The organism is Verrucomicrobiota bacterium (genome assembly GCA_021413925.1).
Classification (GTDB): Bacteria; Verrucomicrobiota; Verrucomicrobiia; order Chthoniobacterales; family UBA6821; genus UBA6821.
In genome coordinates, this window is sequence record JAIOPL010000032.1 from 36235 (window position 1) to 52265 (window position 16031).

The 16031-nt window shown below is 56.9% G+C and carries 13 protein-coding genes; 9 read left to right on the forward strand and 4 right to left on the reverse strand.

Features of this window, described 5'->3' with window-relative positions:
• Window positions 1-148: 148 nt before the first annotated feature.
• A complete protein-coding gene (locus K8R57_11205; protein MCE9588865.1) occupies window positions 149-1996 on the reverse strand; it encodes a phosphoenolpyruvate carboxykinase (GTP) in 1848 nt (615 codons plus the stop codon).
• A 68-nt stretch (window positions 1997-2064) separates the two neighbouring features.
• Between K8R57_11205 and K8R57_11210 the strand changes: the two genes are divergently transcribed.
• From K8R57_11210 to K8R57_11230, 5 genes are all read left to right on the forward strand, one after another.
• Window positions 2065-2520: a DUF2721 domain-containing protein gene (locus tag K8R57_11210; GenBank protein MCE9588866.1), complete on the forward strand. Its 456-nt coding sequence runs from the start codon at window positions 2065-2067 to the stop codon at window positions 2518-2520.
• Window positions 2521-2593: 73 nt separating this feature from the next.
• Window positions 2594-3499 (forward strand): rhomboid family intramembrane serine protease, encoded by a 906-nt coding sequence (locus K8R57_11215; GenBank protein MCE9588867.1) that lies wholly within the window; start codon window positions 2594-2596, stop codon window positions 3497-3499.
• A 19-nt stretch (window positions 3500-3518) separates the two neighbouring features.
• Window positions 3519-4328, forward strand: a complete 810-nt coding sequence (gene mazG, locus K8R57_11220; GenBank protein ID MCE9588868.1) for a nucleoside triphosphate pyrophosphohydrolase — start codon at window positions 3519-3521, stop codon at window positions 4326-4328.
• A 14-nt stretch (window positions 4329-4342) separates the two neighbouring features.
• Window positions 4343-5113: a glycosyltransferase family 2 protein gene (locus K8R57_11225; GenBank protein MCE9588869.1), complete on the forward strand. Its 771-nt coding sequence runs from the start codon at window positions 4343-4345 to the stop codon at window positions 5111-5113.
• Between the two features lie 82 nt (window positions 5114-5195).
• A complete protein-coding gene (locus K8R57_11230; protein MCE9588870.1) occupies window positions 5196-6215 on the forward strand; it encodes an aldo/keto reductase in 1020 nt (339 codons plus the stop codon).
• A 178-nt stretch (window positions 6216-6393) separates the two neighbouring features.
• Here the strand turns inward: K8R57_11230 and K8R57_11235 are convergent, their stop codons facing one another.
• From K8R57_11235 to K8R57_11245, 3 genes are all read right to left on the reverse strand, one after another.
• Entirely contained in the window at window positions 6394-6654 is a 261-nt protein-coding gene (locus tag K8R57_11235) for a Txe/YoeB family addiction module toxin (GenBank protein ID MCE9588871.1), read from the reverse strand.
• Window positions 6651-6914 (reverse strand): type II toxin-antitoxin system prevent-host-death family antitoxin, encoded by a 264-nt coding sequence (locus tag K8R57_11240; protein MCE9588872.1) that lies wholly within the window; start codon window positions 6912-6914, stop codon window positions 6651-6653. The genes K8R57_11235 and K8R57_11240 overlap by 4 nt, the downstream gene beginning before the upstream one ends.
• 1062 nt (window positions 6915-7976) lie before the next feature.
• Window positions 7977-10514, reverse strand: a complete 2538-nt coding sequence (locus tag K8R57_11245; protein MCE9588873.1) for a SpoIIE family protein phosphatase — start codon at window positions 10512-10514, stop codon at window positions 7977-7979.
• Window positions 10515-10660: 146 nt separating this feature from the next.
• On the opposite strand from K8R57_11245, the gene K8R57_11250 reads away from it, so the two are divergent.
• The 4 genes from K8R57_11250 to chrA all read left to right on the forward strand — a co-directional run bounded on the left by K8R57_11250 (window position 10661) and on the right by chrA (window position 15897).
• Window positions 10661-11011, forward strand: coding sequence for an STAS domain-containing protein (locus K8R57_11250; GenBank protein MCE9588874.1), 351 nt, complete (start codon window positions 10661-10663; stop codon window positions 11009-11011).
• Between the two features lie 235 nt (window positions 11012-11246).
• On the forward strand, window positions 11247-12035 hold the full coding sequence (locus tag K8R57_11255) for a thiazole synthase (protein ID MCE9588875.1): 789 nt from the start codon (window positions 11247-11249) through the stop codon (window positions 12033-12035).
• A 67-nt stretch (window positions 12036-12102) separates the two neighbouring features.
• On the forward strand, window positions 12103-14607 hold the full coding sequence (gene mutS / locus K8R57_11260) for a DNA mismatch repair protein MutS (protein ID MCE9588876.1): 2505 nt from the start codon (window positions 12103-12105) through the stop codon (window positions 14605-14607).
• Between the two features lie 12 nt (window positions 14608-14619).
• On the forward strand, window positions 14620-15897 hold the full coding sequence (gene chrA / locus K8R57_11265; GenBank protein ID MCE9588877.1) for a chromate efflux transporter: 1278 nt from the start codon (window positions 14620-14622) through the stop codon (window positions 15895-15897).
• Window positions 15898-16031 lie beyond the last annotated feature (134 nt).

Here is a 16031-nt window from a genome sequence, read left to right on the forward strand (position 1 = left end):
AGTACAAACATTCGCGAGAAGATTCCTGATTAGAAATTCGGCCTGCTTGTAATTTTCGTAAAAATCTCTGCGCCCCTGCGATTGCTTGCCCGGCCTCGGCCAATTGGCCTGCGTTACGGCTGCGGGAGAACCCTTAAGCTTTGCGGTTTTACAATCGTGAGATCAGGAGTTCGCGCTGGAAGACGAGTTCCTTAGGCAGGTGGCTATAGAGTTTCATGAAAAGCTCATCCTGAAGGACCAGCTCGCGGTGCCACTCGGCAGGATCGATCTTCTGGAGTTCCTCGAAGGCTTCCGGCGTGATCACGCCCTCCAACCCCGTCATGTCGAGATCTGCATATTCCGGAACCCAACCGATCGAGGTCTCTAGGGCATGGGCGCCGCGCTGGCAACGCTGGACGATCCATTTGAGGACACGCATGTTGTCACCGAAGCCGGGCCAGAGAAATTTCCCCTCGGTGCTCTTGCGAAACCAGTTCACATGGAAGACACGGGGGACGTGCTTCACGAGGCGGCGCATCTCCAGCCAATGAGCGAAGTAATCCCCCATGTCGTAACCGCAGAAGGGAAGCATCGCCATCGGGTCACGCCGCACCTGGCCGATCGTTCCCGCCGCTGCGGCAGTCATCTCCGAGCCCACCGTTGCGCCGAGGTAGACGCCGTGGACCCAGTTGAAGGCTTGGAAAATAAGCGGCATCGTCGTGGCGCGTCGGCCTCCGAAGATCATGGCGCTGATCTTTACCCCCTCCGGATTCTCCCAATCGGGATCGATGATGGGGCAGTTGCGCGCAGGGGCTGTGAAGCGGCTGTTCGGATGGCTCGAGAGGACGGGTTTACCCTCCGCATCGTTCTGACCGGGGCTCCAATCCTTGCCCTTCCAGTCGATAAGATGGGCAGGGGGTTCCTTAGTCATGCCTTCCCACCAGATATCGCCGTCGTCTGTCAGGGCGACATTCGTGAAGATGGTGTTCTTCTTGATAGAGTCCATGGCCATCGGATTGCTCTCGTAGGAGGTGCCGGGGGCGACGCCGAAGAAACCGGCCTCGGGATTGATAGCACGGAGCCAGCCGTCGGGTCCCGGCTTGATCCAAGCAATGTCGTCGCCGACGCAGGAGACTTCCCAGCCCTCTTCCTTCAGGTGCTTGGGAGGGATGATCATGGCGAAGTTCGTCTTGCCACAGGCGCTCGGGAAGGCCGCGGTGACATAGGTCTTTTCTCCCTTGGGATCTTTAACGCCGAGGATGAGCATGTGCTCGGCCATCCACCCTTCGTCACGTCCCATGGCCGAGGCGATACGAAGTGCGAAGCACTTTTTCCCAAGCAGGGCATTCCCGCCGTAGCCGGAGCCGTAGCTGATAATCAGTCGCTCCTCAGGGAAGTGAGTGACGTAGGTATTCTCGGGATCGCAGGGCCACGCGACATCCTGTTTCCCAGCGATGAGCGGCGAACCGACGGAGTGCAGGCACTTGACGAAAGTGCCGGTCTTGGCGATCTCATCGTACACCTTCGATCCCATACGGGTCATGGTGCGCATATTAGCGACGACATAGGGACTGTCCGAGATCTCGATGCCGTACTGGGCGATCGGAGAGCCGACGGGTCCCATGCTGAAAGGGATCACATAGAGGGTCCTGCCCTTCATGCACCCCTGGAGAAGTCCGTTCAACTTGGCCTTCATGATGGAGGGTTCGCGCCAGTTGTTTGTCGGACCCGCATCCTTCTTCGACTTGCAGCAAATGAAGGTGCGTTCCTCAACGCGGGCCACATCGCGGGGATCGCTACGGACAAGCAGGGAGTTCGGTCGCTTATCAGCGTTGAGCCAGAGGCCAGCCCCCGATTCGACGATGCGTTCTCTCATGAGCTTGTCCTCCGCCTCGGAACCATCGCACCAGAAAATCGCATCGGGTTGTGTTAGGGCGGCGATCTCCTTCACCCATCTCATCACCTCAGGAATTGAAGGTTCGAGATTTCCCAGTGAGTCAGCATTTCCTTTTGTCATACTCATGATGACAGTTTCGGATATTTGGGAGACAAGGGCAAGAATGTCCCGTAAACTCGTGTTCGTTCATGGATGATTTCAATGTCGAATCACTCTCCAAGCTCATGCAGCTTTCGGTATCGCCTGCAGTGCTTATCTCGGCGGTCGGTCTGCTGCTACTCTCTGTTACCAATCGCCTTGGAAGGGCCATTGACCGCTCGCGCCTGACCGTCAAGGAGCTGGATCACAACCTCAATAACGAGACCGCCAGAAGTGAGATGCGATGTCAGTTGGTGATTCTTGTGAGGCGGGCCTCGCTACTGCGCTACTCAGTAAGTTTGCTGGTCGGCAGTATTTTCCTCTCCTGCCTGATGATTCTCTTCCTCTACTTCAAGAGTTTTGGAGGGATGCATCTGGAGCGTTTGGTTATCGTGCTGTTTTTCCTGAATCTGATGAGTCTCCTTGGTTCGATGAGCTTCCTGCTCGCCGATATCTACCTCTCGCTCAGAGCGCTCAGGATTGAGGTCTCCAGGCACCTGGACTGAGGAGGGCTAGGGCCTCACTCAGCCCCCGAGTCTTCCTGCTTGTCGCTGTGTGCCACTGGTTTTACTTTATGGCATGTCCGTAGCGATTCTTGCCGGGGAGAACGAACCCCTCTTTTACCTTGGGGAATTTCCCGTGCGCCTGATCACCTTGCTGGTGGCCCTTCATAGCGCCGCCATGATCACGGCCTCGCTCCTGATTGCCTCGGGTCACGGTGCGTTGATGGATCTGTTCATTTACAGCAGCACAGCAGTCGCACACGGCCAGATCTGGAGGCTCGCAACCTATGCGTTCGTGGCCTCTCCCTCGGTCTGGTTCCTCTTGGAGATGGTCATGCTCTATTACTTCGGTCGCGAGGTGGAGAATGGACTTGGATGGAAGCGTTTCGGGATTCTTTACGGGGGTCTGATCCTGCTCGGCCCTTTGCTTCTTCAGGCCTTTGGCTATGGGGGGATCCCGCAGACGTTTGCGGGGGCGCAGGAGGTGAACTTTGCGGTCTTCGCTGCCTTTGTGGCCATGCATCCCGGCGCCCAGTTCTTCTTCGGGTTGGCCGCCCGGTGGGTCTTTCTCGGGCTGCTCGCCATCTCCTCGCTTCAACGTCTGGCAGATCATCAGCCGCCGCAGGTTCTTGTGCTGATTTCTTCCAGTATTCTGGCAGTCATGCTGATGCGCCGCGCGGGATTCGAGGAACCGCTGTTCGGTTATGGATTTCAATGGTCGCTTCCCGGACTCAAGTCTCCCAAGTCCAAGTTCTCGGCCATGCCGGGCGGTCTCCGCGCTTCAGTTGCCGGGAATCGCGGGGCTACGGGACAGCCATCCCCCTCCGAAGGAGCGACGCGCGTCGATCCCGAACTCGAGATGGACCGTCTCTTGGAGAAGATTAGCCGGAAGGGAATGAACAGTCTGACTGCAATCGAGCGTGCCTCGCTCGAACAGGCAAGGCAGGCGATCCTGCAGCGTGGCGGCAGGAACTCCAAGTAACGCTCCTTCCTTCTTTGCGATGAGCCAGGCACTCGATCAGCTCAGGGAAATCATCACGCGCTTGCGGGCTCCCGGCGGATGTCCTTGGGATCGTGAGCAGACGCCTTCGTCTCTTCGCTCCTCGTTGATCGAAGAGGCCTACGAGGTCGTCGATGCCATCGAGCGTGAGCATTCTTGCGATTTGGAGGAGGAACTGGGTGATCTGCTGATCAATATCCTCATGCAGGCCGAGATCGCCGCAGAGCAGGGGGGATTCACCGCTGACTCCATCGCCTCCACGGCGGCCGAGAAGCTTGTCCGGCGCCATCCCCATGTTTTCGGCGATGCTTCCGTGGAGACAAGCAATGCCGTGCTGGGTCAATGGGAGGAGATTAAGCGGGCAGAACGGAGGGCGAAGGGACTCGATGCGACAGTGGATGCCTCGCTGCTCGACGGCGTGGCGCGTGCCTTCCCCGCCCTCGTCCGTGCACAGAAAATTCAGAAAAAGGCAGCCAGACTCGGCTTCGATTGGGAGCGTCCCGAGGACGTCGTGGAGAAGATTCGCGAGGAAATCCTGGAGGTGGAGGCCGAGATGCCTCTGCGTAAGGAACCTGCTGTCGCAAGGCGTCTCTCCGAAGAGGTGGGTGATCTTCTCTTTGCCGTAGTGAATCTCGCACGTGCTCTCTCGATCGATGCCGAATCCGCTCTTCAGGCTGCAACAGGTAAGTTCGAGAAGCGATTCCGCACTATGGAGCTGGCCGTGCCGGCTGACAGGGAGTTCAAGGAGCTCACTTTCGATGAAATGAACGCGCTCTGGGAAGCGGCCAAAGAATCCGAACGCTCCGTATGACCGATCCCTTCCAGATCCCTCCGATTTCCCTTGCTGTGACAGCTTGCAATGAGGAGTCCCGCCTCCTCAAATGCCTCGTGAGCGCCCGGGGGCTCGTGCGTGAGATCGTGGTTGTGGATAGCGGTTCTACTGATGGGACCTTGGCCATCGCCGAGGCGGAGAAGGCCCATGTCATCCATCAGGAGTGGCTCGGCCATAGCGCCCAGAAGCAGGTGGCGCTGGATAACTGCACCCAGCCGTGGGTGTTGATTCTCGACTGTGATGAGGAACTCTCAGAGGAGCTGAGACAGTCGATCGGCGCGTTCTTCGCCAGCGGTGATGTCGACTGGTTTCACGGATGCCGGTTCAACCGCAAGGTCTGCTTTCTCGGTCGCTGGATCATGCACGGAGACTGGTATCCCGACACCAAGCTTCGTCTTGTCCGACGTGACAAGGCCAGTATGGGTGGAAATGCTGCCCATGACACCGTGCTGGTGGAGGGGGCCGTGAAGCACCTGAAGGGTGATCTGCTCCATGATTCCTATCCGACCATTCAGAGCTATCTCGACAAGATAGGTCCCTTTGCCAACGAGTTTGCGCAGCGCCAATCCGCGGTGGGAAAGCATTGGTCGCTTGCGGCCAATCTCCTGCGTCCGCTCTGGCGTTTCATCAGGGCCTATTTCCTGAGACTCGGCTTCCTCGATGGATTCCCTGGCTTCTGGATCGCCTACGCGACGTCGTTTTCAGTCTTCGTCCGCTACAGCCGGGGGTACGAGGAAGAGGTGGCGGAGAGGGATGAAACCTGAGACCTGAGACCTGAAAAAAGACAGGGAACTCTATTGCCCACTCAGGTTTCAAGTTTCCGATTTCAAGTTTCATCCTTCATTTATGTCCCTCACCCGTCGCTCCTTCCTTGGAATGCTTGGCCTCCTGCCTGCGGCACAAGCTCTCCGCGTTTCTTCAGTCAATGCTGATACCGTTCCTGCCGGCACCGTGCCGCGCCGCCAGTTCGGACGTCACCAGGAAACCCTCAGCTGCATCGGCTTTGGTGGCCATACGCTCGCCCTTGCCCCGACGGTTCAGGAGGCGACCAACATCGCTCACTACGCGATCGACCAAGGGGTCAATTTCTTCGACAACGCCTGGGAGTATCACAACGGACGCGCCGAGGATTGGATGGGTCAGGCCCTATCGGGAGGCTGGCGCGAGAAGGCCTTTATCATGACAAAGGCCTGCATCCATCACGCCAAGAAATACGACATTCCCTTCACCGGAACCGATAAGGAGAAGGCCCTTCAGATGCTCCAAGCCCAGATGAAAAGGCTCAAGACCGACTACATCGATCTCTGGATGATCCACGAGATCCAGGACGCAGACGTTGATTTTCATCTCGGCAAGGACGGGATCCTGGAGGCCCTTGATGAGGCCAAGCGCAAGGGCATGGTGCGCTATGTCGGTTTCACTGGTCACTCCAGCCCCAAGGCTCATATCCGCATGATCGAGAGCGGTTACCAGTGGGACGCATCACTCCTTCCGGTTTCCGTCTTGGGAAACACGCTCCAAGCAAAGGACTTTGACAAGATCGTCCTGCCCTTGATGAAGGAGAAGGGGATCGCTGCAATTGGCATGAAGGGATTCGGCGGAAGCAAGCGGGCGAATCTGCATGGGCTGGTCACGATCAACGACGTCATCAATTACGCGCTCAGTTACTCTGAAGTTACCACCCAGTGCATCGGAATCGATTCCATGGCCTTCGCGCAGCAGGCTGTTGCCGCCGCATTGGTCGCCAGCCCGATGACCCTCGAGCAGCGGAACAAGTTCATCGCTTCCATCGAGGCAAGAGGGGGCGCTGATTACGCTCAGCATTTGCAACAGGGGTACCACGACGGCGCCTGCTGCATCGCTTAAGGCTTGGGGTATCGGCGGATAGCAGCGTTGTTGCTCACTCGCGGTAGAACTACTACCGCTTCGCTCTCACGCCTTGCTCTCCATCCGATCTTCCAAGCCTTTGCAGAAGAGGATGTCTAACGTTCCCCATGACAAAAGTGCCGAAGGGAGGGTGATTAGGTCCATCGCCCTGTTCGCATTATTTTGCGTAGTGGAATCTGAGTTGTGCGATTTCAACATTCTTCGCAGCAATTCGGTAAACCAGACGATGCTCATCCGTGATTCGGCGAGACCAGAAACCCGCAAGGGTGTGCTTCAAAGGTTCAGGTTTCCCAATCCCATCGTAATGGCTTCGGAGAGTGTCCTTGATCAGTTCGTTGATTCGTCTGATCATTTTCTTATCCGTTTGCAACCAGTGCTGGTAATCCTCCCAAGCTTGGGGAGAGAAAACAAGATTCATGCCTCCACTAGGTCTTTGATGTTCTTTCTCACTGTCTTTCCAGAGTTCAGACTCTCAATCGAAGCAAGCAAACGCTTCGCGTTGGCTGGTGACCGAAGCAGATAGGCGGTTTCCTGTAGTGATTCGTAGTCATCAAGAGAAAGCATGACAACGGCTTGGTCGCGATTGCGTGTAATGATTACGGGGTCATGATCATCGCATACTCTGTCCATTGTGGAGGCGAGATTTTCTCTCGCTGCGGTGTATGTAATTGCAGTCATATGTACATGATCATGAACAGACTCCAGAGTCGTGTCAAGGACGATGTTTTTCTGGCGGCCTAACGTCAAGATGAGCCGCGATCCACTGTGGGCGGCGTGTCGCGCTGGCATGGGCGTGATTGATCCACGCTTGAACTCAGCGAACTACCGGCGCTGTGGATCGTTAGCTCAATCGTCTTGTTAGCTATTTGTTACTAAGCGACTGAACGTATGCAATGGCCTCTTCCTCTGATACCACTCCGCTCCTGTTCTTGTCAGCAGAACGGAATGCATCATTGAGTTTGACGTTGTCGCTAACATTACTTTCTGTTCCAAAATTAAATTTAAGAAATGCATTCAGACTTTTGCTTGGACTCGTCTTATCAACATTCTCGAAAAATGATTGATAAAAATTGGATGCAGCTTTGGAGTTGGCAAATCTGAGATGAAGTCGACTTTCATTTTTTGTTTCCGTGACTTTGACTCCGGACGAAAATGCGCATCCACTGAGAGTGACAGCTGTTAATAGAGCAAGTAATGCATGTTTGATTGTTTGGCGGTTTTTCATAGTTATTATGTGGTTTAGGTTGCGAGTGAGAGTTTTTTGTAAGCTAACGTATTTTAGAATGACATGTCATTATATTGCAATAATGGAACACATGTGTTAATATAAAAAATGATTGATAACTCGTTGAATTCCAGGGGGCCACAGAGTTCTCCCAAATCCGATGCGCAGTGGGATGAGAGGTGGGCCAGATTTTCACAAGGCCTGCTCTCCCGAGGCATCGTTGCGGGGAAGCATGACTTTTTTCGCAACTGGGTGAGGAAGTTCATTGATTTTGTGAAACCGAGGAAGTGGGATCAGGCTCTGCGCGACGATGTGGCGACGATGATTTATACCCATGTCCTCAATAAGCCGGGCCTCGCGGTGAGGAGTCCGCTGGATTAGAAGATATGGTAATTTTCTGATTCCTTCAGATCTCTGCGTCTTTGCGCCTCTGCGCGAATCATTCCCTCGGCTGTTTTCTAAAAGCCTACAGCCTAAACCGCTAAAAAGCCTCGCTCCGCTATCCTCTCGAGCGATCAGACGTCGAAATCAGCGGGAGTGGTGAATTTTTTGGTGAGCGTCAGGACGTTCTTTCCATCCTTGTACTCATAGCTCTGGGTATCAGTGAGTTTCTTGATAAAGTGGATGCCCAGCCCTCCGATCTCGCGTTCTTCGATCGGTTTATCAGTATCGACTTCGTCCCGGGCAAGCGAGTTGAACGGATTGCCCCGGTCACTGAAGCGGATGGTGATTTGGTTCCCTTCGCGCAGGAGTTCGATGAGGCAGCACTCTTGCCCTGCATCAACGCCGCCGTATTTGATGACATTGGTGACGAGCTCCTCCAGGATGACCTCGAAGTCAAAGACCTGCTCCATAGGGGTTCCCTCGTGCTCACAGTAAGAGGTAAGGAAGGGATGGAGGTGCGCCACTTCCCCTAGGTCGGCCTTTAATTTTAGGACTCCATGGGACGGGAGTTGCTCGCCCGGAAAACGGAACTCCACCAGCGAGAAATCATCCGCGAAGGCTTCCTTCTCCTGCTGGCGTCGCACCTCTGTCACGATGGCTTCCAGTTTGGAGGCTCCACTCTTGACGGGATCTTTCAGGATCAGTGAGAACTCCTCGTGGGTCATCATTGAGGAGTCGGGTCGGTCGATCTCGTAGGTACCGTCGCTGAAAAGATAGAGTCTGGAGCCTGGCACAACCGTGGTCGAAGCCGTCTCGTAGGTGGGCATGGGGAAGGCTCCCACGACCGCGCCCTTGGCAGAGAGATGACGAACGGTGCCATCCGGCGCGATCAGCACCGCGGGGGGGTGACCTCCGCAGGCAAAGCTCAGGTTGTTGGTGGAGAGGGTGTAGACGCCATACCAGGCTGTAAAATACATGTCATTGTGCTGCTCCATCGGGAAGGCTGCGTTCAGGTTGCCCAAGACGTTGGCCGGATCACGGAAGTTCGTGTCAACAAGGGAGGAAGTGCGCAGCACGTTCATCACGCTGATGGAGAGCAACGCGGCGCCGACACCGTGCCCGCAGACATCGAGCAGATAAAGGGAGAACGTGTCGTCGTCGATCCAGTGATAGCCAAAGGAATCCCCCCCAAGTTGAGAGGAGGAGATGAACACCCAGTCGGCGGAAACCGGCGAGGTCAGTTTCCCGGGCAGCACTGCGCGGGAGTACGCAGCCGCCTCCGCGAGTTCCGCCTCCATGGAGGCATTGGCCTTCTCTACCTTCTCCATGGCTGTGGCGAGGGCCGCAGTGCGGTCCTTCACTGTCTGCTCGAGGTTGGCATTCCATTCCGAGAGTCGCTCTTCCCTCAGGCGGATTTCCTGTGCCATGGCGGAGAAGCTTTTGGCAAACCGACCCAGCTCATCGGGGCGTTTTTCGATCTGTTCCAGGATCCCCGCGCCGCCGGCATAGCTTCCTTTCTCAAAGGAGGTTGCCACGGTCTGAAGCGCGGTAATGGGCCCCGAAACCCTGCGTGCCGTGAAAAAGACGACGCCAATCAACAGGAAAAGCCCCGCCCCACCGATGATTGCCGACTGTTCGGCCAATGTTCTGGCCGGAGCCACGATGAGTTCGTAAGGCACTTCCAGCACCAGTTTCCATCCTGTGGTCCTACCCTTGGCCCAGTAGATAACCTTGTTGCTTCCATCCTTGAGGTGCTGCCATCCGCTGTCGGAGGCAAGGATCTTCTGGATGCCGGGAACGCTGGTGACAAGTCCGTTGCTGAGCAGCTCTTCCAATGCCTTAGCCGGATCCTGTTCACCAGGCTTCGGCACTGGTTTGTCCCGCGATGCTTCGGGACTCACGATGATCGCTCCGCTTTGGGAGATGAGATACGCCGTTTCACGCAGTTCCTGCGGCCCCGTAGTCGGACTCTTCGGGAACGATGTGACCTTTCCTTCATCCTGTCCGAGCGCAAGTTCGCTCTCATAATTCCTGATATGGATTTTCCGGACGATCTTCCTCATTTCATCCAGAGCCACATCCACGCCCGCAACGCCCAGAAATGTTCCCTGGTCCGAGTAAACGGGTTTGGTAATGCTGATCATGTCGATGTCGGAGCCCCCCGCATCGAAATAGGGCTGAGTCACATGGAGGTCTTTGGCCTCCTTAGCTCCCCGGTACCAGTCCTGATTCTCATCATGGAAGTCGTACTTGAGGCGGGAGAGATTGGGCCAACTCTTGCGGTCGACCCAAATGTCGGAGTCGGGATCCCGCCAGTCCTTGGCATCCCTAGCCATATAGAGTCCGTAGATTGCCGACATGGGTGAGTGTTTCAGCAGCGAGGAAAGCCAGGGAACGTTGACTCCCTCGTTATTCGTCCCGGCCAGCTCGCTGGCGGCGATGATCTCGGGATACATCGCCATCTTCTCGACGAGATCATCCATCGCGTTGATCTCGTCGTTCACGGCCCGGAGTGCCTCCTGGGAGGTTTGCCGGAGTAGCAGTTCTCGTCCGCTAATATAGTTGGCCACCGCCAGAACGATCAGGATCACGCCTGCTCCCGCCCCGATGGTCAGGGCGAATCGCTGCCCGATCGATCGGGGTGTCAGATAATGTTTCAGAGAGGGCATGGGTGTCTGAGTCCTATGCAAGCGATAGTTCATCCTAGGGATAATGCCAAGAGGATGAGGAAGTGCGCTTCCCGAGGCTTGCGGATATGTTGTGAGAACGAGACTTGACGGGCGTCCCCCAGAGCATTTTGAGTTGCTTGAAGATCATGAACATCCAATTCGAAAAAACCGGCCCCATCCTTGTCGTGACACTCAAGGGGCGCCTCGACGCAACGGAGCAGAACATGATCAAGGAATCGGTGGCCAAAGAGATCGAATCGAGCGGTTCCAAAGGCGTGGTTTTCGACCTCGCCGGGCTTGAGTACGTGAGTAGCGCGGGATTCCGTGAGTTCTTCCTGCTAGGGCGTCAGTTGCAGCGTGTCGGCGGAGGCTTGGCCGTCTGCGCCCTCCAGCCAGCTGTTCAAAGGATCTTTGATATCGCCCAGTTTCAGACGGCATATCCCGTCTGCGCCACGCGGGACGAGGCGCTCGTCGCGATCGGGTCCTCGGTGGCCTGAGGGAAACGCTCAACGCTTCCTGACGCACGTAGAATCTGCTTCTTATCTCACGCGGAGACGCGGAGTTCGCAGAGTGGTTCTTTAGAGAACTAAAATACTCTGTTTTTTGATACCCCCGAATTCGCCATCTTTTTTCTCCGCGAACTCCGCGTCTCCGCGTGATAAATCCTTTCTAACAGACAAGAAAGGCAGGGCTTTCTTGCACGGTTTGCCTCTTCACCAATAGCATTAGGGGATGTCTGCCGCATCGCCACTGATCATTGCCGGCCGCGAATTCTCATCGCGGCTTTTTCTCGGAACCGGAAAGTTTTCCTCGGGAGCCACCATGCGTGAGGCTTTGGCCTCCAGCGGCACCCAGATTGTCACCGTGGCGCTCCGCCGTGCCGACCTCTCCGGCAAGGGTGATCCTTTCGCCAATATTCTGGAGTTCATTGATCCGGAGAAATATCTGCTGCTTCCCAACACCAGCGGTGCCAACACCGCCGAGGAAGCGCTTCGTCTGGCCCGCCTCTCCGCCGCCGCAGGTCTGCCGAAGTGGGTGAAGCTCGAGATCCATCCGGACCCCCGCTACCTGCTTCCCGATCCCATCGAGACACTGAAGGCGACCGAGATGCTGGTGGCCGAAGGGTTCACGGTTCTGCCCTATATCAATGCCGATCCGGTCTTGGCAAAACGACTTCAGGAAGCGGGAGCCGCGACGGTCATGCCGCTCGGTTCGCCGATCGGGAGCAACCGGGGCCTTGAGACGCGCCATCAACTCTCCATTATCATCGAGCAGGCGATTGTGCCTGTGATCGTCGATGCGGGGATCGGCGCTCCCAGCCATGCCGCCGAGGCCTTGGAGCTTGGGGCTGATGCCGTGCTGGTGAATACCGCGATCGCTGTCGCGGGCGATCCCGTCCGCATGGCCCGTGCTTTCCGGATGGCGATCGAGGGTGCCGCCGAGGCGGTAGCTGCCGGATTGCCCATGGCTGCCGAGCACGCCATCCCGACCAGTCCCCTGACTGCTTTCCTTAACTCCTAGTCGTAGGATGATCCCCTTATAGGTTCTCTGCTAACAGCCTTCAGTCTTCAGCCTAATCACCTAATTTATGGCCGCCGAGGGAACGCCGATGATGAAGCAGTATCACGCTTTGCGGCGTGACCTGCCGCCGGGCACCTTTCTGCTTTTCCGTCTCGGTGATTTTTACGAGATGTTCTTCGACGATGCCAAGGAGGCCTCGGCGATCCTGAATGTCGCTCTCACCAAGCGTGGCGACGTGCCGATGTGCGGAGTACCGTACCATGCCGCACGCGGCTACATGGAGAAGCTGCTTGCCGCCGGTCGCCGTGTCGCTTTCTGCGAGCAGGTGGGAGAGGTTCAGCCCGGCAAGCTGGTCCGCCGCGAGATCACGCGGATTCTGAGTCCCGGCACTCTGGAAGATGCCGGTCTTGAGGAGAAAAGCCACAATTTCACTGCTGCCATCCTACCGCCGGCCAAGGAGGGAGGAATCTTCGGTCTTGCCTGCGCGGACCTGAGTACGGGTGAGTTCCGCATCACGGAGCTTTCGTCCGCCGAGGAAGTGCTCGACGAAGTGGTCCGGATGGCCCCGGCTGAGATCTTGGTTCCTGAGGGAAGAAAAGAGTTGTTCCGAGATTTGCAGAACGGTCTGCCTTTTGGTTTTCCCGAGCCTGAGGAGGTGGAGGCTTATCTCTTCGATCCCATGGCCTCCAAGGAGCTGCTACTTTCCCATTTCAAGGTCCATTCGCTCGATGGCTTCGGGGTGAATGATGTGCCCATCGGAGTCACCGCCGCCGGCGCTCTGCTTCACTACCTCACGCGCACGCTTCGCCGCGATGCCGGGCATCTCCGTTCACTCAGGGCCTATCGGCAGGCCGAGCATCTGCTGCTGGATGCCTCCACGCAGGGACATCTGGAGCTGGTCTCCTCTAGGGCCGGACGAGGGATGACTCTTCTCGGAGCCCTAGACAGGACAATCACCCCCATGGGAGCCCGTACTCTGCGGGACTGGGTCCTGCGCCCGCTGATCGATCCGGCAGCAATCAACGGGAGGCAAGATGCGATAGGATTTCTGATCTCCGCACCGATGAAGTTGGGAGACCTGCGCGACCGCCTCGGTGGCATCCGTGACATAGAGCGCTCTATCTCCCGTCTCAGCCAGAATTCGGGTAACGCACGCGACCTGGCCACCCTTTCCTCATCGTTGGGATCATTACCTGCCCTCAGGGAAACGCTCGCCGCGTGCGGAGGAGGCCTGCTTAGCCAACTCAGTGAGAATCTGCATCCGCTTCCGGAACTTACCGCTTTCCTTCAATCCGCGATTGTCGATGAGCCTCCACCCACAATCCGCGAGGGAGGAATGATCCGTTCTGGATTCGACGCAGGACTGGATGAACTTCGGAATGCTTCCACCGAGGGTAAGGACTGGATCGCCGCGTTGCAGGAAACGGAGATTCAGCGCACCGGGATCAAATCGTTGAAAGTGCGGTTCAACGCCGTCTTTGGCTACTTCATCGAGATCACCACGGCGAATCTAGGCAGTGTCCCCGACGACTACACCCGTAAGCAGACCACCGCTGCTGGGGAACGATTCATCACCCCCGCGCTCAAGGAGATGGAGGGTAAGATTCTTGGTGCTGAAGAACGTGCTAAGGCCCTCGAGATCGAAATCTTCCAACGCCTCCGCTCTGCCGTCCTAGAGCAGGTGCGACCCCTTCAGGAGACTGGCGCGTCGGCGGGTGCGCTGGACACCCTTTGTTCGCTGGCAGAGACGGCGCGGCTTTTCGGATATGCCCGTCCCATTGTCGATGATTCGACCGTGCTGGAGATTCGCGAGGGGCGTCACCCTGTGCTGGACCAGCGCGCCGGTGGCGAGGCCTTCGTGCCTAACGATACCGATCTCGATGCCGCCAACCACCGCATGGGTATCATCACCGGACCGAACATGGCCGGTAAATCGACCTACCTCCGGCAGGTCGGCCTCCTCACTGTCATGGCCCAGCTGGGAAGTTGGATTCCCGCAGCTTCGGCCCGCATCGGCGTGACCGACCGGATCTTCACCCGTGTGGGCGCGAGCGACGATCTCTCCAAGGGACACTCGACCTTCATGGTCGAGATGAGCGAGACGGCTAATATCCTCCACAACGCCACATCCCGCAGTCTTGTCCTGCTGGATGAGATTGGGCGGGGTACGGCCACCTTCGACGGTCTCTCGATTGCCTGGAGTGTCGCCGAGTACCTGCATGACATCACGGGATGCCGCACTTTCTTTGCGACCCACTACCATGAACTTCCCGACCTGGCCCGCACACGCTCGGGCGTCCGGAATTTCAATGTCGCTGTCCGCGAGCAAAATGACCGGATCGTTTTCCTGAGAAAAATCATCCAGGGAGCAGCCGACCGGAGCTACGGCATCCAGGTGGCGCGCTTGGCGGGTCTTCCCTCCACGGTGATCGAACGGGCCCGGGAAATCCTGACAAACCTGGAGAAGGCGGAACTGAACGCTGAGGGACGTCCGACCCTGGCTGGAACCCGTCGCAAGATGCCGGGAGCCCCCGATGCGACGGCGGAGCTGCCGCTATTCAATCAAGGGTAAGAGAAAGTAGTCATGGGTGTTGCCGATCCAATCAAGCCCAACTTCAGTGAAGCCGTGCGTCTTTGGCTGAAGATCGGCTGTATCGGTTTCGGGGGACCCTCGGGTCAGATCGCGATCCTCCAGGCCGAGGTGGTCGAGAAAAGGGGATGGATCAAAGAGGCCGAGTTCCTGAGGGCTCTTCAATTCTGCATGCTTCTGCCCGGCCCGGAGGCCCAACAACTCGCCACCTATCTCGGATGGCGTCTTCACGGGATCCGGGGAGGGATAGCCGCCGGCGTACTCTTTCTACTGCCTGCGGTCCTGCTGCTCTGGGTGCTAAGCCTGCTCTACGTGACAGGCCGCGACTGGCCATTGCTACATTTCTTTTTTGATGGCTTGAAGCCTGCTGTGGTGGCGATCGTTGCCTCCGCATTGCTCAAGATCGGACGTCGGACAGTCACTAGTTGGCCTCTTGCGCTGATAGCCATGATTTCCTTTGCTCTCTTTCTGGCACACATTCCTTATCCCGTTGTGGTGTTGGGATTCGGTTTGATCGGAGGGCTGATGCTGAAAAAACCTTCAGCGCTGGAAGAATCCCCCGAGAAATCCCCATCGAGGTCGAGGAGTTGGATAAGCTCCTGCCTTTCGTCTCTAAGCATGGCACTGAGCATCCTGGCGATTTGGCTGGTTCCAATACTCGGACTGTTTTTCTGGCTGGGCTCCAAGGCGATGCCGTTTCAGGTTGGACTTTTTTTCGGCAAGGTTGCGGTACTGAGTTTCGGGGGAGCCTACGCAGCCCTCTCCTATGTCTCGCTGCACGCCTCGAGTGATTGGGGATGGCTTTCCTCTGGGGAGATGTTGGACGGGCTCGGTCTTGCCGAGACAACTCCAGGCCCCCTGCTGATCGCCCTGCAGTTCGTGGCTTTCCTGGGCTGCTACAAGTCCCCTGGCATTCTAGCGCCTCTACTTGCCGCCACTTTGGGAAGTCTCGTGGCTGTCTGGTCGCTTTTTTTACCTAGCTTTCTCTGGATTTTTTCGCTGGCTCCTCATCTTGAGGGGATTGCGCGGAATCCCCGCATGGCGGGGGCACTGGCTGCGATAGGAGCCGTGGTGACGGCCGTGATCACCTGCCTTGCACTCTGGTTTTCAGAGGCCCTCTTTCTGCCTGCCGGTCAGTTAGCGGTGCTTCCCCTCATGCTGGCCCTGATCTCCTTCCTTTTGCTGCAGGCTAAGAAAGTGGGCGTCGTTCCACTCATCCTGCTCTGTGGGATAGCGAACGTGCTGACCCGTCTTATTGCCCCCTCTTTCTGAGGAGGTAGTATTGTTAGGCTCTACGGTCACTCGAAGATGTATGGAAATACACCGGTTCACCTTGGCAGAGGGATTCGATCATCTGCTCCTGGAGATAACTAGCCCTACATTCGGGTAACGATAACGAGCAATAA

What these genes read in the sequence shown, in the direction of transcription:
- K8R57_11250 (MCE9588874.1), top strand. Translation starts at nt 10,661, where the DNA reads ATGAACATCCAATTCGAAAAAACCGGCCCCATCCTTGTCGTGACACTC.
- K8R57_11205 (MCE9588865.1), bottom strand. Translation starts at nt 1,996, where the DNA reads ATGACAAAAGGAAATGCTGACTCACTGGGAAATCTCGAACCTTCAATT.
- K8R57_11235 (MCE9588871.1), bottom strand. Translation starts at nt 6,654, where the DNA reads ATGAATCTTGTTTTCTCTCCCCAAGCTTGGGAGGATTACCAGCACTGG.
- K8R57_11255 (MCE9588875.1), top strand. Translation starts at nt 11,247, where the DNA reads ATGTCTGCCGCATCGCCACTGATCATTGCCGGCCGCGAATTCTCATCG.
- K8R57_11245 (MCE9588873.1), bottom strand. Translation starts at nt 10,514, where the DNA reads ATGCCCTCTCTGAAACATTATCTGACACCCCGATCGATCGGGCAGCGA.
- K8R57_11215 (MCE9588867.1), top strand. Translation starts at nt 2,594, where the DNA reads ATGTCCGTAGCGATTCTTGCCGGGGAGAACGAACCCCTCTTTTACCTT.
- K8R57_11210 (MCE9588866.1), top strand. Translation starts at nt 2,065, where the DNA reads ATGGATGATTTCAATGTCGAATCACTCTCCAAGCTCATGCAGCTTTCG.
- K8R57_11240 (MCE9588872.1), bottom strand. Translation starts at nt 6,914, where the DNA reads ATGACTGCAATTACATACACCGCAGCGAGAGAAAATCTCGCCTCCACA.
- chrA (MCE9588877.1), top strand. Translation starts at nt 14,620, where the DNA reads ATGGGTGTTGCCGATCCAATCAAGCCCAACTTCAGTGAAGCCGTGCGT.
- mutS (MCE9588876.1), top strand. Translation starts at nt 12,103, where the DNA reads ATGGCCGCCGAGGGAACGCCGATGATGAAGCAGTATCACGCTTTGCGG.
- K8R57_11230 (MCE9588870.1), top strand. Translation starts at nt 5,196, where the DNA reads ATGTCCCTCACCCGTCGCTCCTTCCTTGGAATGCTTGGCCTCCTGCCT.
- mazG (MCE9588868.1), top strand. Translation starts at nt 3,519, where the DNA reads ATGAGCCAGGCACTCGATCAGCTCAGGGAAATCATCACGCGCTTGCGG.